Here is a 21140-nt window from a genome sequence, read left to right as displayed (position 1 = left end):
TACCGGCTATCAGGCAGGGAAATACGTTTCGATCAGGCATCCAGCCCTGGTCGGGATGCACAGATAACCGGTTGTCCCATCACAAAGACACAGAAGAACCCTGTCCTGTCGTGCTGCTTGTCAGACACTGGCAACAGTCTTTTTGTGCCTGAAATCGGGACAAATACAATACCGGAATGAATGTTGCTGCTGTTTATAACGATTAAAAATGAAACAACACTGCCATCTCCGGCAGCTACCACCACCATATATAGTGCATACAGGTAACCGCAGGGCATGAACGAACATCTTCGGGTCACGAAAAGGGACGGACAGCAGGAAGCCATCGACCTTGAGAAAATCCACAAGGTAATCACCTGGGCAGCTGACGGCCTTGATAACGTCTCCGTTTCCCAGGTTGAGCTTCGCGCCCACATCCAGTTTTACAACGGCATTCCCACCACGGAAATCCATGAAACCCTGATCAAGTCCGCAGCGGACCTGATCTCCCGGGAAGCGCCGGACTACCAGTATCTGGCGGCCCGCCTGGCCATTTTTCACCTGCGCAAAAAAGCCTACGGCCAGTTTGAGCCACCGGTTCTGTACGAGCATATCGTCAACCTGGTAGAAAACAAGAAATACGATGCTGCCCTGCTGACTGATTACTCCCGGGAAGAACTGGAAACCATTGACAGTTTTATTGACCACAGCCGGGACATGAATTTCAGCTACGCGGCAGTCAAACAGCTGGAAGGCAAGTATCTGGTGCAGAACCGGGTCACCGGTGAGTATTTTGAAAGTCCCCAGTTCCTGTACGTACTGATCGGTGCCAGCCTGTTCTCCGGTTACAGCAAAGACACCCGTCTGGATTACATCCGTCGTTTTTACGATGCCGTGTCCAACTTTCGGTTATCACTGCCCACGCCGATTATGTCCGGCGTACGTACACCCACACGCCAGTTCAGCTCCTGTGTACTGATTGAGTGTGATGACTCACTGGATTCCATTAATGCCACCGCCAGCGCTATCGTCAAGTATGTCAGCCAGCGGGCCGGTATCGGTATTAACGCCGGCCGCCTGCGGGCCGTGGGTAGCCCCATTCGTGGCGGAGAAGCCTTCCATACCGGCTGTATTCCGTTCTACAAGTACTTCCAGACCGCGGTAAAATCCTGCTCCCAGGGCGGTGTACGTGGCGGTGCGGCCACACTGTTCTACCCCCTTTGGCACTACGAAGTGGAAAACCTGCTGGTACTCAAGAACAACCGCGGGGTCGAGGAAAACAGGGTACGTCATATAGACTACGGCGTTCAGATGAACAAACTGATGTACCAGCGTCTTATAGAAGGCGGCAACATTACCCTGTTCTCCCCCAGCGATGTTCCCGGCCTATACGATGCTTTTTTTGAAGACCAGAACAAGTTTGAAGAACTGTACGTCCAATATGAAAAAGACGACAGCGTACGCAAAAAAACCCTGAAGGCTGTGGAACTGTTCACTCTGTTTGCCCAGGAGAGGGCCAGCACGGGCCGGATTTATCTGCAGAATGTTGACCACTGCAATACCCACACACCCTTTGATGCCAAAGTGGCTCCCATTCGTCAGAGCAACCTGTGCCTGGAAATCGCCCTGCCCACCAAGCCCCTGCAGGCAATCCATGATGAAGAGGCAGAAATCGCCCTGTGTACCCTGGCTGCCTTTAACCTTGGTGCTATCGACAGCCTGGATGAGCTGGAAGAACTCTCAGACCTGATCGTCCGCGCCCTGGACAGTCTGCTGGATTACCAGGACTACCCGGTGCCAGCGGCCCGTACCGCTACCATGGGCCGCCGCCCCCTGGGTGTGGGTGTGATCAACTACGCCTATTACCTGGCCAAGAACGGTGCCCGTTACTCCGACGGTTCCGGTAACGCCCTGACCCACAAGACCTTTGAAGCTATCCAGTACTACCTGCTGAAAGCTTCCAACAGGCTGGCCCGGGAACAGGGAGCCTGCCCGAAGTTCAACGAAACCCTGTACAGCCAGGGCCTTCTGCCCATCGACACCTACAAGAAGGAACTGGACGACATCTGCAATACGCCTCTGCAATTAAACTGGAAAAACCTGCGGGAAGAGATCAAAACCCATGGGTTGCGCAACTCCACCCTGACCGCTCTGATGCCGTCGGAAACCTCTTCGCAAATTTCCAACGCCACCAATGGTATTGAACCACCACGGGGGTATATCAGTGTAAAGGCGAGCAAGGATGGAATTCTCAAGCAAGTGGTGCCGGAGTATGAAAACCTTCGTTTTCACTACGAGTTGCTCTGGGATATTCCCGACAATACCGGTTACCTTCAGTTAGTCGCCATTATGCAGAAATTTATCGACCAGACCGCCTCCGCCAACACCAACTACGATCCCTCCCGGTTTGAAGGCGGCAAAGTGCCGGTGAAGAATATTCTCAAAGACCTGCTGACAGCTTACAAGCTGGGGGTAAAAACGCTCTACTATCACAACACCCGGGATGGTGCGAGCGATGCAGAGCATGTAGAACAGGAAGATGATGACTGCGCCGGTGGTGCCTGCAAGATCTGACTGCGGTCAGGTCTGCGGCCCCGGCCGCACCCGAAGCTGTTTTTCAATAGCACTGCTGAACAACATTCGCTTTGAACTGTCATAAAGAGACCCATGGCCTACACAACTTTCAACCAGAACAACTTTGACGCCACCCTCGAGCCCATGTTTTTCGGGCAAAACGTCAACGTGGCCCGTTACGATGTGCAGAAATACGCCATCTTTGAACAACTCATTGAAAAACAACTGTCGTTTTTCTGGCGCCCTGAAGAAGTCGATCTATCCAACGACCGCAGTGACTTTGCCAGCCTGCCCGAACATGAGAAGCATATCTTTCTCAGTAACCTGAAATACCAGACATTACTGGACTCAGTACAGGGGCGATCACCCAATATGGCGCTGCTGCCGGTAGTCTCCCTGCCTGAGCTGGAAACCTGGATTGAAACCTGGTCCTTCAGCGAGACCATTCACTCCCGCTCCTATACCCATATCATGCGCAACGTGGTAACCGAACCTGCGGAAGTGTTTGATGATATCGTCACCAACGAAGCCATTGTCAGCCGTGCCACAGCCATCACCCATCACTATGACTCCCTGATCGAAGGCATAGAGCGATACAACATCCTCGGTGAAGGGGAACATACGATAAACGGCGAGACAGTCACCGTATCTCTTCGGGAACTGAAAAAGAAACTCTATCTGACCATGGTCTCGGTCAACGTACTGGAAGCTATCCGCTTCTATGTCAGCTTTGCCTGTAGCTTCGCATTTGCCGAACGTGCCACCATGGAAGGCAATGCCAAGATCATCAAACTGATTGCCCGGGATGAAGCCCTTCACCTCACCGGCACCCAGCACATCCTGCAACTTATGGCGAATGGCAAAGACGACCAGGAGATGGCCGAAATCGCTGCCGAACTGCACGACGAAGCCCGCCAGATTTTCCTGGATGCCGCCGAGCAGGAAAAAGAGTGGGCCGCCTACCTGTTCCGGGACGGCTCCATGATCGGCCTGAATAAGGAAATTCTCGGACAATATGTGGAATATATCACCAGACAGCGTATGACCGCGGTGGGTTTTGATTCCCCGTTCACCATCAAGCAGAACCCCCTGCCCTGGATGAACAGCTGGCTGAACAGTGACCATGTTCAGGTAGCCCCCCAGGAAGTGGAAGTCAGCTCCTATCTGGTAGGCCAGGTGGACAGTGATGTCGATACGGATGACTTTAACGATTTCTCACTGTAGAAATAGAAAAGCAGTAGATGTTGGCACCATAACGGATTAAGCCCGAGTGAGTGATGGTATTTCAAAGGCCAGGATGGCCTGTTAGCGACTTGATATAGGGACATATCACTGGAGCGGAAATACCATCACTCACTCTGGCGCGGGACCGGTACAGTTTGTATTCAACAGGAACCCCTATGGCACATATCGTAAAAATCCAGGATGGATACAGCTTTCTACCCCGGCCGGGGGAAACTCTGCTGGAGGCCCTGGAAGGGCAGGATATCGCCATGGAATACCAGTGCCGCCAAGGCTACTGCGGCAGTTGCCAGGTCAAACTGATTGACGGCAATATTGAGTACCAGGAACAGCCCCTGGCGTTTGTTCAGGAAGGCCATATACTGCCCTGCTGCTGCAAGGCCCGCTCCGATGTCACCCTGGCCCTGCCCCAGCCTCTAGAGGCCCTGCAGCGTAAAGCTTCAGCCTGACAGCACAGTTTTTATTTTGTCCCACAGCGGCACTATTGATGTCTTTTGCTGTCCATCATAAGCTGAGAGTAAATTCGCTTGACCAGACAAAAACCCGCCGTATAATGCCGCGCAATTTGTCTGGAGAATCAGGGTCAATACCTGACCTTCAGGCGAACAGCAAAAGCGATTTTCATACAGCATTCGGAGGTCAACGCATGAAGACACAGATCACCTGCTTCTGTAACCTGCTCCACCTGCCGGATGTCGTTTGTTTTTCTAAAAAACCCCTTATTCAGGGGTTTTTTTTTGCGCGCAAACAGCCAGCCCAAGCCCTGGCCTGCAATAAAGGCCACGGTGCCCGCCGGCACCTGACCCAAACGCTAATACCCACAAGGCTCATCAGCCTCAAGGACAGGTAATACCAGTATGGCTAATCCGCTTTATCAAAAGCACATTGTCTCCATCACCGATCTCACTCGGGAAGAACTGGAGCTGATCGTTTCCACCGCCGAGAGCCTGAAGCGTAATCCCCGTCCCGATCTCCTGAAAGGCAAAGTGGTAGCCAGTTGTTTTTTTGAGGCATCCACTCGCACCCGCCTCTCGTTTGAAACCGCCGTACAACGCCTGGGCGGCACGTTTATCGGTTTTGCCGATGGTGGCAACACTTCCCTGGCGAAAAAAGGCGAAACTCTGGCAGACTCAGTGCAGGTCATCTCCTCTTACACCGATGCATTGGTTATGCGCCACCCCCAGGAAGGCGCGGCCCGTCTTGCCTCCGAGTTCTCCACCGTGCCGGTAATAAATGGCGGCGACGGCTCCAACCAGCACCCGACCCAGACCCTGCTGGATCTGTTCAGCATCTATGAATCCCAAGGCTCTCTTGATGGTCTTAAAGTTGCCTTCTGCGGTGACCTGAAATACGGCCGTACTGTCCATTCCCTGGCCCAGGCCCTGTGTAACTTCGGTACAGAATTTACCTTCCTGGCCCCGGAGGCCCTGTCTATGCCGGACTACCTGCTGGCAGAATTTGAAGAGGCCGGCATCAAGTTCAAGCAGGCCGACGATTTTACCGAAATGACCATGGAAGCCGACATCATTTACATGACCAGGGTCCAGAAAGAGCGCTTTGACGAAACAGAGTACAAACATATCGCTTCTCGCTACATCCTGACCGCAGACCACCTGAAAGAAGCCAGGCCCAACCTCCGGGTACTGCACCCCCTGCCCCGGGTGGACGAAATCACCGTTGATGTGGACAAGACCCCCCACGCCTATTACTTCCAGCAGGCGGAAAACGGCGTTTACGCCCGGGAAGCATTGCTGGCACTGGTTCTGAACGAAAGCATTTAAGGAGGCTGACAATGGTTGAGAAGAAGAAACTTCAGGTTGAGGCGATCAACACCGGTACCGTGATCGACCACATCCCCGCCGGCCAGGGCGTAAAGATCCTGCGTCAGCTGCAGCTACTGGGTTCAGACCTGCGTATCACCGTGGGCTTTAACCTGCCCAGCAAAGAGTTCGGCCTGAAAGATATTATCAAGGTGGAAAACCGCCTGTTTAACGAAACAGAAGCCAGCGAACTGGGTCTGTTCGCCCCCCAGGCCACTATCAATGTTATTGAGGACTACACAGTCCGGGGCAAATTCAAGATGAGCGTCCCGGAGCGCCTGGAAGGTGCATTCGAGTGCCCCAATTCCAACTGCATTACCCATAACGAGCCGGTACAGAACTCCTTCACCTTGAAAGAACGCCATGATGATGTCCAGATGAAGTGCAAATACTGCGAAAAGAGTTTCAGCAAGGATATTGTGGCCGATATCTAATCCACCGACCTCAAAATCATCCCCTTCCCGGGAGCCTCTCTCCCGGGAACTTCTGCCCCTTTCCCCACTCTAACTCACTGAGAAATCCCGTTTTATCAGACTAACAGCAGCGTCACAACGGACAGGAGGCAGTATGAGCAATATACGCATCCCCGCCATGCCGCCAGCAGGGTTTAACCTTAATACAGCCATGGCGCATTTCGAGGAAGAAAAAACTTTCTTCGGGCCTATGTTTGTTGTTGTCACACCCTATACACGGCGTCGCCTGGGGAAACGCCGTACGCGGCGGGATCGTATGCGGGAGCTGTCCACTATGGGCCGGGTGATCCGCCGTTTCCATTCCAGTTACGCGGCCATGAACACCCGCAATAACCAGAGCACCGGTGACTCCATCTGATCATACGGGCTTCGACCTTTTGAAGCCCGCTGACACCCTTGTTATGACCGTAATATCCACAGCCCTGACAACACCCGCCTTTCCAACAACAGTTGCCCTTATCTTCCGGGTTTCCGATAATGCATCAGAAGACTTTAATTGCCAGCCCACAGGCTTTATATCGCTGATGCCTGGAATATCCAGGGGCTGCCACATCTCTACAGCGACGGAAACAACCAGACTTTGAGTGGTTTTCTGAATATATTCAGCCGTTCAGGCAAAAAAGGCCGGCCCACAGGGCGCAGGAAAAACGAACTGTCCGCTGGTCAGAACCAGGCTCCCGGCAATCAACCAAACAAGCAGGGAGAAGGTAAAGGCTCCCCACAGAGCGTCAAGGGCAAACGCCCTCAGCGCAACCAGCAACGCCGGCACCACCAGCCTCACCAGAAAAAAGCGCCGGCAGCCAACTGGGATATCAGCCAGTTTCAGGTACCGGAAGAGCCAGGCAAATCCCGCTTCCACGATTTCAACCTGCCTGATCCGCTGATGCACGCCATCGCCGACCTGGACTTTAAATACTGCACTCCCATCCAGGCTGAAGTGCTGGAAGCTACTCTCCAGGGCCGCGACGCTATCGGCAAGGCCCAGACCGGCACCGGCAAAACCGCCGCCTTCCTCATTGCCGCTATCAAGCAACTGATGGAAACTCCACCACCGGATGAACGCTTCCTGGGAGAACCCCGGGTTGTTGTCATTGCTCCTACCCGTGAGCTGGCTATGCAGATCCATAAAGATGCCGAAACCCTGATCAAATACACCGATCTGCACGCGGTGATGGTTGTGGGAGGTATGGATTACGAAAAACAGCGCCTGCAACTGCAAAAGAATTATGTGGACATCCTGGTGGCCACCCCCGGTCGTCTGCTGGACTACTGCGAGCGCCGGGATCTTTACCTTGATCTGACAGAAACTCTGGTGATCGATGAAGCCGACCGGATGCTGGATATGGGCTTTATTCCCCAGGTACGCCGGATTGTCCGTTCAACCCCCCGCCCCGGGGACCGACAGACATTGCTATTCTCCGCCACCTTCAGTGACGATGTTCTGCGCCTGGGGGAACAGTGGACCTGGCACCCGCTCAAGGTTGAAATAGAACCGGACAGCGTGGCCACAGATACTGTTGATCAGCAGGTGTGGACCGTCAGCACCAATGAAAAATACAAGATTCTCTACAATCTTATTACCCGTCAGAAGCTGGAACGGGTCATAGTGTTCACCAACCGCCGGGACCAGACCCGTCGCCTGACAGAAAAGCTGCGCAAAGATCGCCTGAAAGCCGACATGCTATCCGGGGATGTGCCACAGAAAAAGCGAATCAAAACCCTGGAAGACTTCCGGGAAGGGCGCCTGCAGATTTTGGTCGCAACCGATGTCGCCGGACGGGGTATCCATATTGATGGTATATCCCATGTTGTGAACTACAACCTGCCGGAAGACCCGGAAGATTATGTCCATCGTATCGGAAGAACTGGCCGGGCCGGTACCACCGGCACCTCCATCAGCTTTGCCTGCGAAGACGACGGTTTCCTGATTCCCACTCTGGAAGAACTGTTGGGAGAACGCCTCTCCTGCACAGCACCACCGGACGAGCTGTTCTAAACCGTTTCAAGAAATACAGATACGGGCAGTTGCAACTGCCCGTTTTATTGGTCAGCCCGGAATCTCAATCTCAATCCGCTTGTCCATCAGCAAATGATCTTCCCACTCAGCATCACACAGGGTGAACGCCTGTTTCGGCGTAAGCCTGTACATACGACAGGGGCTGTCCCCTTCATAATCTTCTCTCTTTCCGGAAACACCCAACCCGGTTCTTTCCAGGTACAGGGCCGCAGCCTCGCCCGCGACAGCCGGAGGCTCACAAACGACAACACTCGCCTGACTGTTCCTGCTCAGAAGACTGGAATGGTAGCTGCGCTCCCCCGATATCCAGTACAGCCGCCACTGTGGGTCATAGGCATAAAATAAAGGCGTGGACCAGGGTGCGCCATCCTCTGTGGCCGTCGACAATACACAATAGGAATTATTTTCCAGGAGTTCACCGGGAGAAAGTCTGGTAGTCATTCAAAAACCTGCCGTCCATCCAAAACCCATACAGAAACAAGCACCACATTTCATGATACCTGTTCAGGGTAGAAGGAATACTTCTGACAACCGCTCTTTTTACCGTTGTGTCGGTTTATCCGGCAGGTCATCGCGGAATAACCACTTCAGCCAGCCTCCCAGGGTGCCACAACCATCCCCCAGGAATTTGCGGATGTTGCCATTGCGGTAATCAATAGGCTTACGACAGGTCGGACAGGTCGGTATAGACGGGTTCTCCTTCTGAGCTTCTTCCGGGTCAAGCATGTAGTAATCAATATTAATCCGCTGCCAGTGGTACTGGTCACAGGCGGAACAGGGCTTCTGTTTTCCTCTCTTCAGAAGCTCGTACAGGCAGTCGTTACACACCAGGTGGGGGGCAGCGCCATCAGCGGAGCATCCCAGATTCACCATGGACTCAGGCTCGTAACAACCGCCACAGATACAGTGGGAAAACTGGCACTTACCCATGCCGCAGGCCGAACAGTCACCATGTTCATGGTGATCCAGTTCATTCTGGGCAGGCACAGCCTGGGGCAGAGCTTTCTTCTCCCTGAATATACCGTTCTTCCACCAGCTGTGGTGCAGGGAGACCACCGCCCGGTTCACCGCTACCTGGCCAACAGTGGAGAAAATACCCAGGGCCGCCCTGGTCAACAACTCCGGCACCCGTATCTGGTAAAAACTGCCGGTGGCCCATATCTGGGGTTCCTGTTCCAGCAGCACCCAGTTAATGCGTTCCCGGTAATTGGAGAAGCGGGAATAAAGTGTCATGGATGGCCAGGGGTAACTCCTGGAACTGTCCCCCAGTACCAGATAGTTCTCCCAGCACAATGGGTGGTTCTGGAAGTTACAGCCACTCAGGGGCAACACCCGTCCTTTGTCATAATTTCGCTCATCCCATACCAGCACCGGCACCACGGGTTCATCCGGCTGGTAAAGCAGACCATTATCAACAGCGGTCAGCTTTCCCCCCTGGCAGACAGCCGGATTGTCGCCGGGCACTTCAGGGTAGAGTTTGCGACAGGCCAGCATACGGCCAACCAGATCCAGAACGCTCTGGGACAACAGGCTGGCATAAAGACGAATATCTTCCCGGGGCGTTTTCTGACGAATCATATCCATCAGCCAGGGAATGGGCTGGTACTCACTGTCCAGGGTGGCGGTTATCACCTGCTCCCGCCACTGATTACTGCCATCCCGGTAACGCAGTTCCAGATTACCTTCCGCGTTGCCTGACAGGCGGATTTTCTGAATATCCATCGCCTGCATCTCATCCACCAGCCGATTCCAGGGATTCAGATGAGAATGCTGCCGAACCAGGGAAGGTAAAAAAGGCATAGAGGGAACGCGATCAATCTCAACAGCCACCGGCTCCGAAGACTGCTCGGGAAAATAGGCCTGAACAAAAATCTTGAAAGAGAGTTCCGCGTCATTTACGGGAATAGGGACAAAACCTTTCAGCCTGTGGCCTTGCCAGGCCTGCCGATAATTTTCTGCCAGTTTCAGCAAAGGAGAAACAGTCTGGGCCAGGGAACGGTACAGGGTTAACGCCAGCCAACCCTGGGAAACGCCCCCAAGTATCCGCTGCAGAGGTGGGGAAAGGTACGGATAAAGAGTGGTATGTAACAGTTCATGGAGCAGCAGGTAACCGGCTTTCCAGCCCGCGCCTACCAGAAGATCGGTGATACGCCCGACCAGCTCGGCGGGCATCTGGGTATTTTCCAGCAGAAAGACCCGATGACCGGAAACCACATAGGTGCCGCTGTCATTTACCGCATACCAGCGAGATACCCGCTCCCGGGCCGCAGCAAAGGCACCCACCTCCCCCGACAGAATTCCCGGCACGGTATCCGCCACCCCATGCACCGGGATCCAGGAGAGCCAGGCTATCAGCCCCAGTAATAATAACCGACCGTTCACAAACGTATGATTCCTGATTCTGTTTCTGTCTTATTTCTACTCCCGCCCAATCCTTGGCTACCTTCATCGCCCGGCAAATATAGCCTGTCTGAAAAAATTGGCACTCATGTTGTACTTCCGGGTAACAGATAAATCTCTCTGGGCCTTGCTCTGGCATGCCCTGAACCTGGCCGAACCTCAGGCTTAAACAACATCAATAAGCGAGATGCCATGAACTTCACTTCATAAAAATCATCTTTACAGCATCATGACCAGCGGAAGTGGTAATATGAACAAGTGATTGTCACACCATTTCAGCAAAGACTCTGTTCATGATGGATACAACCGGATTTAACCAGGACCTGCTCAGTTTTCTGCAGGCCTCCCCTACCCCTTTCCACGCCACAGCGGAAATGGCCCGCTGCCTGGAAAGCGCCGGCTTTGAAGCCCTGGATGAAAGGGACAGCTGGGCACTGGAAGCAGGACACAAGTACTATGTTACCCGTAATGACTCAGCCATTATCGCTTTTACCACGGGTAACACTCACTTTGCTGAACAGGGTTTCCGCATGGCCGGTGCCCACACCGACAGCCCCTGTCTGAAGGTCAAACCCAACCCGGAACTTAAACAGAAGGATTACTTCCAGCTGGGTGTAGAAGTGTACGGCGGCGCCCTGCTCAACCCATGGTTTGACCGTGACCTCTCCCTTGCCGGGCGAGTCACCTGGCAGGATGCCAGCGGCAAAATGCACAACACCCTGGTGGACTTTAAACGCGCCATTGCCACTATTCCCAGTCTCGCTATTCACCTGGACCGGGAAGCCAACAAGAATCGCAGCGTAAACCCTCAAAAAGATATTCCGCCGGTGCTATGCCGACTGCACCATAGTGACGACAAGCCGGATTTCCGCCAGCTGCTGACCCGGGAACTGCAGAAGCACGGTGTCAACCCTGACGAAGTGCTCGACTATGAAATGTTCTTCTACGATACCCAGCCACCCGCCATGATTGGCCTGGATGAAGAATTTATTGCCTCCGCCCGCCTGGACAACCTTCTCAGCTGTTATACCGGCCTGCAGGCTCTCGTACACGCCGGAGACAATGACCAGCCCGCTCTGCTGATCTGCAATGATCACGAAGAAGTAGGCAGTGCCAGCACCACCGGTGCCTGCGGCCCGTTTCTGCGCCAGACTCTGGAGCGTATCTGTGAAACTTCTGAAGAACTGACCCGGGCCATGATGAACTCGGTAATGATCTCCGCAGACAATGCCCACGGCATTCATCCCAATTATTCCGACCGTCACGACGGCAACCACGGCCCTCTGCTGAACAATGGTCCGGTGATCAAGATCAACGCCAATCAGCGTTACGCCACCTCCAGTGAAACCAGCGCCATGATCCGTATGCTGTGTCAGCAGGAGAACATTCCTGTGCAGGCTTTTGTAGCCCGTACCGATATGGGCTGTGGCAGCACAATCGGCCCCCTGACAGCCACGGAACTGGGTGTACGCACCGTTGATGTTGGTCTGCCTACCTTCGGTATGCACTCTGTCCGCGAACTGGCAGGCCGGGATGATGCCATAAACCTTGCCAGAGTACTGACCCGTTATTTCCGGAAGACTGATCTTCTTCCCTGATAACTATCGGCCTGTCATATTTCTGCAGCCGGCGGTTACGCGCCGGTTGCAACTCCTCACGACAGAATGCGTACAATAATGAATCAAGCCCTGTCATTTCGGGTGATAAGAGCGGGAAACCAGCCAGTTAATTGCCGATTTAACTCCTGGCACTGCCCATCCCCTGCCAATACACGACACAAAAACATTACTCGAACAGGATTCTGATCGGGAAAGTGGCTTTATCCTCAGCGAAAACCAGCGCGGACAAAGCCGGCCAGACTGATACAAACCGATGAAAATCAGCCGACAAAGTCATTCGGGATAATGCTATAGTGCAGGAAGCGCCATACGAATAATGTGCTGCCCATTAAAACAAGGATGTAATCGTCCCCCGCCGGGGTGATGGCGATAACGATAATGGACACCGATAATGAGAGTAACATCCCCGATGCGTTTCAGCTCCCAATTTATTTACCGATACCTGCTGACACTCAGCCTCTGCTTTCTGACCTCCGTCAGCCTGGCCGTCGAAGACCTTAACCAGCCAGTATCCGATCTTAAACCTACCCTGAACCAGGCTATTGCCAGCGTGAATGTGGTTCAGCTGCTGAAAAACAACTCTTACGAGAAACTCAGTCTGGACGCCTCCAGCTCCGACAGGATTTTCCAGAGCTACCTGGATACCCTTGATCGTAACCGCAGTTTCTTCTTAGCGTCAGACATCAAAGAATTCAGCAAATACACCGACACCCTCGACGACGCCCTGAGAGGCGGCAACCTGCGCCCGGCCTTTGAAATCTTTAACCGCTATCGCCAACGCAGCGAAGAGCGTATCCGCTATATGCTCAAAACCATTGATGCCGGTCTCGACAAAATCGACTTTAAAAAAGATGAAACCCTGGAGCTGGATCGGGAAAAAGCCCCCTGGCTGGCCAATACTGCTGAACAGCATGAACTCTGGCGCAAACAGCTGAAGGACAGCGTGCTGTCCATGAAGCTGAACGATAAAAAGCTGCCCGAAATCAGTGACCTTCTGAAAAAGCGTTTCACCAACCAGCTACGCCGTCTGCACCAGACCCGCAGCGAGGACGCCTTCCAGCTGTACCTCAACTCTTATACCCAGCTGTATGATCCCCACACCCAGTACTTTTCCCCTCAGCGAGCCGAGAACTTTGACATTAATATGAGTCTCTCCCTGGAGGGCATTGGCGCGGTCCTCCAATCGGAAGACGAGTACACCAAAGTTATCAGTGTTGTTCCCGCCGGTCCTGCCGACAAAGCCGGACAACTGAAACCCGGTGACAAGATCATTGGCGTGGCCCAGAACAAAGACGGCAAAATGGAAGATGTTGTCGGCATGCGCCTGGATGAAGTGGTCAAACTGATCCGCGGCACCAAGGGCACCCTGGTGCGTCTGGAAGTGATTCCTTCCGGAGTCACCGACGGTAAACCCCGTATCTACCCCATCAGCCGGGATAAGGTAAAGCTGGAAGAGCAGTCCGCCCAGAAAAGCATTATGAATATTGGCGAAGGCAAGGATAAAAAGCGCATCGGCGTAATTGAGATTCCCGCTTTCTATATCGACTTCAAGGCAGCCCAGGCTGGCGACCCGAATTACAAAAGCACCACCCGTGATGTTCGCAAGCTGATCAAGGAGCTGCAAAAAGAGAAGATTGATGGCCTGGTGATTGACCTCCGCAACAATGGCGGCGGCTCACTCCAGGAAGCCAACCAGCTGACCGGCCTGTTTATCTCCAAAGGTCCTACTGTTGTTGTGAAAGACAGCCGTGGCCGTACCGAAGCCCAGCAGGACCCTGATCCGAAAGAGGTTTACAGTGGCCCGATGGTTGTTCTGATCAACCGTCTCAGCGCATCGGCCTCTGAAATTTTTGCCGGTGCCATGCAGGATTATCAGAGAGCCCTGATTATTGGCGGCCAGAGTTTTGGTAAAGGCACGGTGCAGACTATCCAGCCCCTTAACCATGGCCAGCTGAAGCTGACGGTAGCGAAATTCTACCGGGTATCCGGTCAAAGCACCCAGAACCGGGGAGTAATTCCGGATATTAGTTATCCTTCCCTGTTTGACCCCAAGGAAATTGGCGAGAGTTCACTGCCCCATGCCCTGCCTTACACAGAGATCAAGCCGGTGACCTACACCGCGCTGAAGCCTTTGACACCTATTATTCCCGGTCTGCGGAAACGCCATGAACAGCGTACTGCCAAGAACCCGGATTTCCTCTATCTGGAAGAGCTGCGTAAATACCAGAAGCAGCATGAAGATCGCACTGTCGTACAGTTGAACGAGAAAAAGCGCAAGGCAGAAATCGACCAGATGCGGCAACAGCGTCTGGCTATTGAAAATACCCTGCGCAAAGCCAAGGGTGAAAAACCCTACAAAAACCTTGATGAGCTGGAAGCGGAACAGACAGAAAAACTCGCCAAAAACGAGAAAGATAAAAAGCCCGAAGAAGACGCCCTTCTAGTGGAAACCGGTCATATCCTTAGCGATATGATTCAGAATAAAACTTCCCCTCTCGTCACAGGAAAGTAAACAGCCACGAGAGTGACCTGGACTTTTCATAAAGCCACAAAAAACCTTCTGCCAGTTCAACTGACAGAAGGTTTTTTTATAAAGCAAAAAGTATTTAAAACTGCGAATCCAGATACTTCTCAGCATCCAGGGCAGCCATACAACCGGTACCGGCGGAAGTAATTGCCTGACGATAGATATGATCCATCACATCACCGGCGGCGAATATACCGGGAATAGATGTCTGGGTGGCATTGCCTTCAGAACCGTTCTGAACCTTTAGATAACCATCCTTCATATCCAGCTGGCCAGCAAACAGCTCTGTGTTCGGGGTGTGGCCAATGGCGATAAACACACCATCAACAGACAAGTCTTTGGTTGAGCCATCTTCAGAACTCTTGATACGCATACCGGTGACACCGGCATCATCACCAAGAACCTCGTCCAGCGTTGCATTCAGCTCCAGCTTAATATTGCCATTCTCAACTTTGTCGTACAATTTCTTCTGCAGGATTTTCTCTGCCCGGAACTCTTCACGACGGTGTACCAATGTTACGCTCTCAGCAATATTAGAAAGGTACAAAGCCTCTTCCACAGCGGTATTACCACCGCCCACAACGGCTACAGGCTTTTTGCGGTAAAAGAATCCGTCACAGGTGGCGCAGGCAGAAACCCCCTTACCTTTGAACGCTTCTTCGCTGTCCAGTCCCAGATAACGAGCGCTGGCACCGGTGCAGATAATCAGGGCGTCACAGGTATAAACACCACTGTCGCCTTCAAGACGGAACGGGCGCTGCTGCAGGTCAGCCTTATTAATATGATCAAAGATGATTTCAGTATTAAAGCGCTCAGCATGCTTCTGCATACGCATCATCAGATCAGGTCCCTGCAAACCTTCCACATCTCCGGGCCAGTTATCCACGTCGGTGGTAGTGGTCAGCTGGCCGCCCATCTGCATACCGGTAATCAGCACAGGTTCCAGATTGGCACGGGCTGCATAAACAGCGGCGGTATAACCGGCCGGGCCGGATCCGAGGATCAGCAGGCGAATGTGTCTGGTTTCACTCATTTTTTATTTTCCCTCAATCCCTTTACGACCGACTGTCCGATCATATGCATTCGGGCTGTTACGACTGAAAATTGTTCGACATAATAACCAGCAACTCCTTCACTCACCAGTCGAGAATAACTATCGTCTCTATTTAGACGATCAATCATACACAATGAAACAGCATATACAGTCCACCAGCCGGGGTTTGCACTACTTTCTGAACGGTCTGAAACGCTTACCGGAACCTGGCATTCGCTCTTTTATCATCGTGCCGCTGCTGATTAATAGTATTGTCTTCTCCCTGTTGATCTGGCTGGCTACGCAGCAGTTCTCTAATCTAGTCGATTATCTACTGAGCTGGCTGCCGGACGTTCTCAGTTTCCTAACGGTTATTCTCTGGCCACTGTTTGCCATCGCTGTCTTATTAATAATGTTTTTTACTTTCACCATTGTTGCCAATATCATCGCTGCGCCGTTTAACGGCTTTCTGGCGGAAAAGATACAACGTGAGCTTGACCCTGGCTGCATGCCCGATGGCGGCTGGAAATCCCTGGCTGCCCTAGTACCAAGAACTATTGTCCGAGAATTACAGAAACTTTTGTATTACCTCCCCAGAGCTCTGGGACTCATAATATTGACCGTTATCCCAGGTGTGCAGGTAATCGCCCCCTTCTTGTGGATTCTGTTCTCCGCATGGATGATGGGCATTCAATACTGCGACTACGCAGCGGATAACGAAGAGGTAAAGTTCCGCCCCATGCGTGAGGTCCTGGCCCGGCCAGCCCTGCAAACCATGGCCTTTGGCGGTACCGTCTCTCTGTTTACCCTGATCCCCCTGGTCAATCTTCTGGTGATGCCCGCCGCTGTGATAGGCGGCTCCTGTTTATGGGTTGAACGACGCCAGGGGCTTTCATCCGACATACCCTCGTAACATTTACATCAGGTGCGCCCGAAGCGCCACCTGATGTACTGGCATGTTCACCATAGGGAACTTTTTCATGGCCACAATTCGGATCATGTATCAAGGTTCTTATCAAGAAGGGCGTGTGGCGGCCTCAGCTACAGGGTCTGAATCAATGAAGCCTTTCTTGTTGGTTTTGATGTAAGACTTCAAAGGCCACAGTGCATTTTATTATGCTGATTCAAAAAGCTGAGAATTTTGGGACGGGTGAATTTTTTCGATCGACCTGTTTACCATGTTCATCATAGCTAACAACACGAAAACTGGATTTTCCCAGGATGATCTCAAAAAATTGAATAGACATGATGGTGCGCCAGTATTGCTGCAGGGCTTTTCATGTTTTGGAATAATAATGGCGGACCGGACGGGACTCGAACCCGCGACCTCCGGCGTGACAGGCCGGCATTCTAACCAACTGAACTACCGGTCCGCATTATTCTTTGGACAGGAACCTCATCAGGCAAGGTAACATCCAAATATGGTGGGTGATGACGGGATCGAACCGCCGACCCTCTGCTTGTAAGGCAGATGCTCTCCCAGCTGAGCTAATCACCCATTTTTAAGCCACTCAGAGCTGCTACTTTTTAAAAGCTGCTCAAAGCTGTTTTTGAAAGGAAATATAACCTTTGAAGAAATGGCGGACCGGACGGGACTCGAACCCGCGACCTCCGGCGTGACAGGCCGGCATTCTAACCAACTGAACTACCGGTCCACACAAAACCTTCAAAACACTTCAAAACACTTCAAACAGTCAAATCAGCGCCTGTCATACTGATTTTTTCTTTTTCGATATAAAATGGCGGACCGGACGGGACTCGAACCCGCGACCTCCGGCGTGACAGGCCGGCATTCTAACCAACTGAACTACCGGTCCGCATTATTCTTTGGACAAGAACCTCATCAGGCAAGGTAACATCCGAATATGGTGGGTGATGACGGGATCGAACCGCCGACCCTCTGCTTGTAAGGCAGATGCTCTCCCAGCTGAGCTAATCACCCAAAAAAAAACAACCCAAAACAAAAGATAAATCTTCTACCTACAGGGAAGCGCATTATACAAAAAAAACCGCGCTTTACCAGACCAAAATACTGGTTATCATCACTTCAACGTCATTAAATATGGCGGACCGGACGGGACTCGAACCCGCGACCTCCGGCGTGACAGGCCGGCATTCTAACCAACTGAACTACCGGTCCGCATTATTCTCTGGACAAGAACCTCATCAGGCAAGGTAACATCCGAATATGGTGGGTGATGACGGGATCGAACCGCCGACCCTCTGCTTGTAAGGCAGATGCTCTCCCAGCTGAGCTAATCACCCTGTTTCTTACTATTCGCCCCAAAACATTGGCATGAAGCGGCTGTCGTGACGACGGCGCGCATTATAAGCAGCTTAATGTGCCTCGTGCAATAGAAATATCCCTGTTATTTCCGAAACTTATATAAGGTGGAACAACACAAAGAACGTCGTATAGACTGGGAAAGATGACTGCGCACACTTTTCAGGAGCCTTGCCTTTATTATGTGGTTTAAAAATCTTGTGATTTACCAGTTTACCCAGGATATCAATATTACCACCGAACAGCTGGAAGAGAGTCTTGGCCAACAGGCTTTCCGCCCCTGCGGCAAAACCGAGCTCTCCACCTATGGCTGGGTTCCTCCTGTACCCGGCGGCGAAACCCTTGTGCACGTCAGCGGTAGTTTTTTTACTTTCTGCGCCCGTAAAGAGGAGAAGATTCTTCCTGCCAGCGTTATCCGTGACGCCGTTAACGAAAAAGTCAGCCAGATAGAAGCCGACCAGGGCCGCCAGGTATTTCGTAAGGAGAAGGATCAGATAAAGGATGAAGTTACCCTCGACCTTCTACCCAGAGCCTTTACCAAATCCAATGTCACCCGTGGCTATATAGACCTGCGCAACAACTGGCTGATTGTGGACGCTGGCAGCTTCCGCAAAGCGGAAGAGCTCACCACCACCCTGAGAAACTGCCTGGGCAGCCTGCCTGTTGTCCCACCTGCATTAAAACAGTCCCCGGCCAGCACCATGACCCTGTGGCTGGAACAGAATGCCAGCCCTCTGCCCGGCTCTATGACCCTTGGAGATGAGTGCGAATTAAAGGATATCGGGGAAGAGGGTGGCGTGGTCCGCTGCAAAGGCCAGGATCTGCTGGCGGAAGAGATGATCAACCACCTGGCAACCGGAATGCAGGTCAGCCGCCTTTCCCTGCACTGGAACGAAGCCCTGAGCTGCGTTGTGGGAGATGATTTCCTGATTCGTCGTATCAAGTATACAGATACCCTTCAGGAACAGTCCGAAGCCCTGAATGCCGAAGACGACGCCAGCCGCTTTGACGCGGACTTTACTCTTATGGCCGGTACTCTGGCTGAGTTTCTAAAAGAGCTGATTGAGACTATGGGCGGAGAAGAAGAATCAGAGCAAAGTACCTGGAAGACCAAAATGGTGATTTCCAATGAAGAAGAGGAAGAAGCGCCTTTCTAAGGGCCTGTCCGCCTCCTGGAAGCCCAGCGGCGAAATCAGAAGATTCAGGGCAGCGTTGGCAATTAAACATGCGTCCTGGTTTCCAGGACAACAAACGCCTGGGCGTATTCCTCCTCATCGGACAAACTGATATGGAGCCGGGAAATGCCTTTTTCTTTCTGCAGCACCAGTGCCGCACCGGAAAACGCCAACTCAGGGGCTCCTGAATCCTGGTTCAGCACTTCTATATCCTGGAAAGACACCTTGCCTATACCCGTTCCCAGGGCTTTGGAAGCAGCCTCCTTGGCCGCGAATCGAGAGGCAAGATAGGCGACAGAGCAGTTTCGCCCCTGAAACACAGCGAATTCCCGGTCCGTGAGAATACGTCGGGCAAAACGCTCACCACTGCGCTCCCAGACTTTTTTAAGCCTGGGAATGGCAGTGATATCTGTTCCTATACCGACAATCAAAATTCAATCTGCTGGTAGCGGGCCGCATCCATAATCAGCGTCCGCATGTCACGGATCGCTTCCGGCAGACCGGTAAACATAGCCCGGGCCATAATGGCATGGCCAATGTTCAACTCACAGATACCGGGAATAGACGCGATAGGTTCAACATTCTGGTAATTCAGGCCATGACCGGCATTTACGATCAGGCCAAGTTCATTACCAAGCTCAACACCGTCGTATAGACGCTGCAGCTCATCTTCCATCTGCTCATCGCTCTCCGTTTCAGCATAGACTCCGGTATGAAGCTCAATCACAGGAGCGCCACAACGGTTGGCAGCCTGAATCTGGACTTCATCAGCGTCAATAAACAGGGAAACGGCTATTCCGGCAGAGGCCATACGCTCACAGGCTTCTCGAATACGGCCTTCCTGACCATTCACATCCAGACCACCTTCCGTGGTCAGCTCTTCTCGCTTTTCAGGTACCAGGCATACATGGGTCGGGCACACATCTTCAGCAATGGCGAGCATTTCGTCAGTCACTGCCAGCTCCAGGTTCATACGAGTCTGGAGCAGGTCTTTCAAACGGTAGACATCATGGTCCTGAATATGACGACGGTCTTCCCGCAGGTGCAGGGTAATACCATCCGCGCCAGCTTGTTCCGCGTCCAGGGCGGCCTTCACCGGATCCGGGTAGGTGGTACCCCGGGCCTGACGCAGGGTGGCGATATGATCGATATTTACGCCGAGAAGAATGCGATTGATGGGCATCATGTCTGATTCACTTTTCCTTTGAACAACTCCCTGCTGCGCAATGGCTTTCCTCTCAACAGAGGCATCATCGCTATACGCATCAGGCGCTTCAGTTCCGGCAGGCCTTCGTCCGGAACCGCGTTCTCTGCAAAAGCCAGCAGCACACTTCCGGAAAAAAGATTCACAGCTTGCCCGTAGGGGCCTGGACTGCCAGGGGGCTTACTCTCAAAAACGTTACTCTTAAGAGCCCTGCTCTCAAAAGCCTTACTTTCAAAAGCCAGAGGCCAGAAGCCATTCTCAGGGTCATAGCGATAATGGCTGTCCGGTTCCATGGGCTGGCCTGTTTCTGCCTCAAAACCAAGGGGAAGGCCATAACCCAGACATTCAAGCAATTGTTTCTCAAACAGCCGCAACAGCGGCTCAAGGGGAGCATCGCCGGCGAGGTGTTCCAGCAGCCACAGGTAAAGCTCAGGAACCTTATCCACCGGTTGCCAGGGCTGCAACAGGCGCTGCAACAACTCATTGGCATAGAGACCACTAAACAGACGTTCACCACCCAGGGGCACTATGCGTTTCTGCTCCAGGGAGTTCAGGGTTTTCAGCTCAGTCTTACCCGTCCAGCCCACCAGCAATTCCGTAAAAGGCTGAAGAAGGGAACCCCTCCTTTGTCGCCCTTTTTTGGTTGCTGTTCCCCGCGCCCCATTTACTACAACGGAGACCTTGCCATGGTGGGCGGTGAGCAGATCTGCGATCAGGCTGCTTTCCCGGTACGGACGGGTGTGAAGCACCCATACCGGTTCGAGGTTAACTGTACGGGTCAGCAAAGATATTT

The 21140-nt window shown here is 52.7% G+C and carries 19 protein-coding genes and 7 tRNA genes; 12 read left to right on the top strand and 14 right to left on the bottom strand.

Annotated features, from left to right (window positions below):
• Positions 1-276: 276 nt before the first annotated feature.
• The 8 genes from nrdA to rhlB all read left to right on the top strand — a co-directional run bounded on the left by nrdA (position 277) and on the right by rhlB (position 8084).
• Positions 277-2553, top strand: coding sequence for a class 1a ribonucleoside-diphosphate reductase subunit alpha (gene nrdA, locus ACY2RQ_RS04860; RefSeq protein WP_490111824.1), 2277 nt, complete (start codon positions 277-279; stop codon positions 2551-2553).
• A gap of 93 nt (positions 2554-2646) precedes the next feature.
• Complete coding sequence (gene nrdB, locus ACY2RQ_RS04855) at positions 2647-3777, top strand: class Ia ribonucleoside-diphosphate reductase subunit beta (protein WP_490111823.1); 1131 nt, start codon at positions 2647-2649, stop codon at positions 3775-3777.
• A gap of 176 nt (positions 3778-3953) precedes the next feature.
• Positions 3954-4244, top strand: a complete 291-nt coding sequence (gene yfaE / locus ACY2RQ_RS04850; RefSeq protein ID WP_490111822.1) for a class I ribonucleotide reductase maintenance protein YfaE — start codon at positions 3954-3956, stop codon at positions 4242-4244.
• A gap of 38 nt (positions 4245-4282) precedes the next feature.
• Positions 4283-4645, top strand: coding sequence for a hypothetical protein (locus ACY2RQ_RS04845; RefSeq protein ID WP_490111821.1), 363 nt, complete (start codon positions 4283-4285; stop codon positions 4643-4645).
• A 7-nt stretch (positions 4646-4652) separates the two neighbouring features.
• Positions 4653-5576, top strand: a complete 924-nt coding sequence (gene pyrB / locus ACY2RQ_RS04840) for an aspartate carbamoyltransferase (RefSeq protein ID WP_490111820.1) — start codon at positions 4653-4655, stop codon at positions 5574-5576.
• Positions 5577-5587: 11 nt separating this feature from the next.
• Positions 5588-6049: an aspartate carbamoyltransferase regulatory subunit gene (gene pyrI / locus ACY2RQ_RS04835; protein WP_490111819.1), complete on the top strand. Its 462-nt coding sequence runs from the start codon at positions 5588-5590 to the stop codon at positions 6047-6049.
• Between the two features lie 133 nt (positions 6050-6182).
• Positions 6183-6446 carry a hypothetical protein gene (locus ACY2RQ_RS04830; RefSeq protein ID WP_490111818.1) on the top strand — a complete coding sequence of 88 codons (264 nt, stop codon included), beginning with the start codon at positions 6183-6185 and terminating at the stop codon, positions 6444-6446.
• Positions 6447-6899: 453 nt separating this feature from the next.
• Positions 6900-8084, top strand: a complete 1185-nt coding sequence (rhlB, locus tag ACY2RQ_RS04825) for an ATP-dependent RNA helicase RhlB (protein ID WP_490111867.1) — start codon at positions 6900-6902, stop codon at positions 8082-8084.
• 51 nt (positions 8085-8135) lie between these two features.
• Here rhlB and ACY2RQ_RS04820 read toward each other — a convergent pair whose 3' ends face one another.
• Together ACY2RQ_RS04820 and ACY2RQ_RS04815 are read right to left on the bottom strand one after the other, a co-directional pair.
• The gene (locus ACY2RQ_RS04820; protein WP_490111817.1) at positions 8136-8546 is read right to left on the bottom strand and encodes a pyridoxamine 5'-phosphate oxidase family protein; all 411 of its coding nucleotides are present in this window, start codon (positions 8544-8546) and stop codon (positions 8136-8138) included.
• Positions 8547-8645: 99 nt separating this feature from the next.
• Positions 8646-10487: a hypothetical protein gene (locus ACY2RQ_RS04815; protein WP_490111816.1), complete on the bottom strand. Its 1842-nt coding sequence runs from the start codon at positions 10485-10487 to the stop codon at positions 8646-8648.
• A gap of 311 nt (positions 10488-10798) precedes the next feature.
• Here ACY2RQ_RS04815 and ACY2RQ_RS04810 point away from each other — a divergent pair, with 311 nt between their 5' ends.
• The gene (locus tag ACY2RQ_RS04810) at positions 10799-12103 is read left to right on the top strand and encodes a M18 family aminopeptidase (protein ID WP_490111815.1); all 1305 of its coding nucleotides are present in this window, start codon (positions 10799-10801) and stop codon (positions 12101-12103) included.
• Positions 12104-12384: 281 nt separating this feature from the next.
• Here ACY2RQ_RS04810 and ACY2RQ_RS04805 read toward each other — a convergent pair whose 3' ends face one another.
• The gene (locus tag ACY2RQ_RS04805) at positions 12385-12528 is read right to left on the bottom strand and encodes a hypothetical protein (protein ID WP_490111814.1); all 144 of its coding nucleotides are present in this window, start codon (positions 12526-12528) and stop codon (positions 12385-12387) included.
• Here ACY2RQ_RS04805 and ACY2RQ_RS04800 point away from each other — a divergent pair.
• Positions 12516-14636: a carboxy terminal-processing peptidase gene (locus tag ACY2RQ_RS04800; RefSeq protein WP_490111813.1), complete on the top strand. Its 2121-nt coding sequence runs from the start codon at positions 12516-12518 to the stop codon at positions 14634-14636. The two genes, ACY2RQ_RS04805 and ACY2RQ_RS04800, sit on opposite strands and share 13 nt — an antisense overlap.
• A 94-nt stretch (positions 14637-14730) precedes the next feature.
• Here the strand turns inward: ACY2RQ_RS04800 and trxB are convergent, their stop codons facing one another.
• Entirely contained in the window at positions 14731-15684 is a 954-nt protein-coding gene (trxB, locus tag ACY2RQ_RS04795) for a thioredoxin-disulfide reductase (protein ID WP_490111812.1), read from the bottom strand.
• A 154-nt stretch (positions 15685-15838) separates the two neighbouring features.
• On the opposite strand from trxB, the gene cysZ reads away from it, so the two are divergent.
• Entirely contained in the window at positions 15839-16597 is a 759-nt protein-coding gene (gene cysZ / locus ACY2RQ_RS04790; protein ID WP_490111811.1) for a sulfate transporter CysZ, read from the top strand.
• 383 nt (positions 16598-16980) lie between these two features.
• Here cysZ and ACY2RQ_RS04785 read toward each other — a convergent pair.
• The 7 genes from ACY2RQ_RS04785 to ACY2RQ_RS04755 form a co-directional block, all read right to left on the bottom strand.
• Positions 16981-17057: transfer RNA gene (locus tag ACY2RQ_RS04785), tRNA-Asp, on the bottom strand.
• A gap of 49 nt (positions 17058-17106) precedes the next feature.
• Positions 17107-17182: transfer RNA gene (locus tag ACY2RQ_RS04780), tRNA-Val, on the bottom strand.
• An 80-nt stretch (positions 17183-17262) separates the two neighbouring features.
• A tRNA-Asp gene (locus ACY2RQ_RS04775) sits at positions 17263-17339 on the bottom strand.
• A gap of 85 nt (positions 17340-17424) precedes the next feature.
• Positions 17425-17501 (bottom strand) — tRNA-Asp (locus ACY2RQ_RS04770).
• A 49-nt stretch (positions 17502-17550) separates the two neighbouring features.
• Positions 17551-17626 (bottom strand) — tRNA-Val (locus ACY2RQ_RS04765).
• Between the two features lie 121 nt (positions 17627-17747).
• Positions 17748-17824, bottom strand: a tRNA-Asp gene (locus ACY2RQ_RS04760).
• Between the two features lie 49 nt (positions 17825-17873).
• Positions 17874-17949 (bottom strand) — tRNA-Val (locus ACY2RQ_RS04755).
• Positions 17950-18150: 201 nt separating this feature from the next.
• On the opposite strand from ACY2RQ_RS04755, the gene rdgC reads away from it, so the two are divergent.
• Complete coding sequence (rdgC, locus tag ACY2RQ_RS04750; protein WP_490111810.1) at positions 18151-19125, top strand: recombination-associated protein RdgC; 975 nt, start codon at positions 18151-18153, stop codon at positions 19123-19125.
• A 62-nt stretch (positions 19126-19187) separates the two neighbouring features.
• Here rdgC and acpS read toward each other — a convergent pair whose 3' ends face one another.
• Genes acpS through recO form a run of 3 tightly spaced genes read right to left on the bottom strand, consistent with a single transcriptional unit; the run spans position 19188 to position 21132 of the window.
• A complete protein-coding gene (acpS, locus tag ACY2RQ_RS04745) occupies positions 19188-19574 on the bottom strand; it encodes a holo-ACP synthase (RefSeq protein WP_490111809.1) in 387 nt (128 codons plus the stop codon).
• Positions 19571-20329, bottom strand: coding sequence for a pyridoxine 5'-phosphate synthase (gene pdxJ, locus ACY2RQ_RS04740; protein ID WP_490111808.1), 759 nt, complete (start codon positions 20327-20329; stop codon positions 19571-19573). Before pdxJ ends, acpS begins: the two co-directional genes overlap by 4 nt.
• A complete protein-coding gene (recO, locus tag ACY2RQ_RS04735) occupies positions 20326-21132 on the bottom strand; it encodes a DNA repair protein RecO (RefSeq protein ID WP_490111807.1) in 807 nt (268 codons plus the stop codon). The genes pdxJ and recO overlap by 4 nt, the downstream gene beginning before the upstream one ends.
• Positions 21133-21140: the final 8 nt, after the last annotated feature.

This window comes from Parendozoicomonas sp. 209JJ7-1 (assembly GCF_058147085.1).
This window is presented reverse-complemented; position numbering and strand designations above follow the sequence as displayed.

Excerpts from the sequence above, each read along its gene's own strand:
- cysZ (WP_490111811.1), top strand. The coding sequence starts at position 15,839 with ATGAAACAGCATATACAGTCCACCAGCCGGGGTTTGCACTACTTTCTG.
- ACY2RQ_RS04805 (WP_490111814.1), bottom strand. The coding sequence starts at position 12,528 with ATGTTACTCTCATTATCGGTGTCCATTATCGTTATCGCCATCACCCCG.
- ACY2RQ_RS04800 (WP_490111813.1), top strand. The coding sequence starts at position 12,516 with ATGAGAGTAACATCCCCGATGCGTTTCAGCTCCCAATTTATTTACCGA.
- trxB (WP_490111812.1), bottom strand. The coding sequence starts at position 15,684 with ATGAGTGAAACCAGACACATTCGCCTGCTGATCCTCGGATCCGGCCCG.
- ACY2RQ_RS04830 (WP_490111818.1), top strand. The coding sequence starts at position 6,183 with ATGAGCAATATACGCATCCCCGCCATGCCGCCAGCAGGGTTTAACCTT.
- rdgC (WP_490111810.1), top strand. The coding sequence starts at position 18,151 with ATGTGGTTTAAAAATCTTGTGATTTACCAGTTTACCCAGGATATCAAT.
- nrdA (WP_490111824.1), top strand. The coding sequence starts at position 277 with ATGAACGAACATCTTCGGGTCACGAAAAGGGACGGACAGCAGGAAGCC.
- nrdB (WP_490111823.1), top strand. The coding sequence starts at position 2,647 with ATGGCCTACACAACTTTCAACCAGAACAACTTTGACGCCACCCTCGAG.
- pyrI (WP_490111819.1), top strand. The coding sequence starts at position 5,588 with ATGGTTGAGAAGAAGAAACTTCAGGTTGAGGCGATCAACACCGGTACC.
- ACY2RQ_RS04820 (WP_490111817.1), bottom strand. The coding sequence starts at position 8,546 with ATGACTACCAGACTTTCTCCCGGTGAACTCCTGGAAAATAATTCCTAT.
- yfaE (WP_490111822.1), top strand. The coding sequence starts at position 3,954 with ATGGCACATATCGTAAAAATCCAGGATGGATACAGCTTTCTACCCCGG.
- ACY2RQ_RS04845 (WP_490111821.1), top strand. The coding sequence starts at position 4,283 with ATGTCTTTTGCTGTCCATCATAAGCTGAGAGTAAATTCGCTTGACCAG.
- pyrB (WP_490111820.1), top strand. The coding sequence starts at position 4,653 with ATGGCTAATCCGCTTTATCAAAAGCACATTGTCTCCATCACCGATCTC.
- ACY2RQ_RS04810 (WP_490111815.1), top strand. The coding sequence starts at position 10,799 with ATGATGGATACAACCGGATTTAACCAGGACCTGCTCAGTTTTCTGCAG.
- pdxJ (WP_490111808.1), bottom strand. The coding sequence starts at position 20,329 with ATGATGCCCATCAATCGCATTCTTCTCGGCGTAAATATCGATCATATC.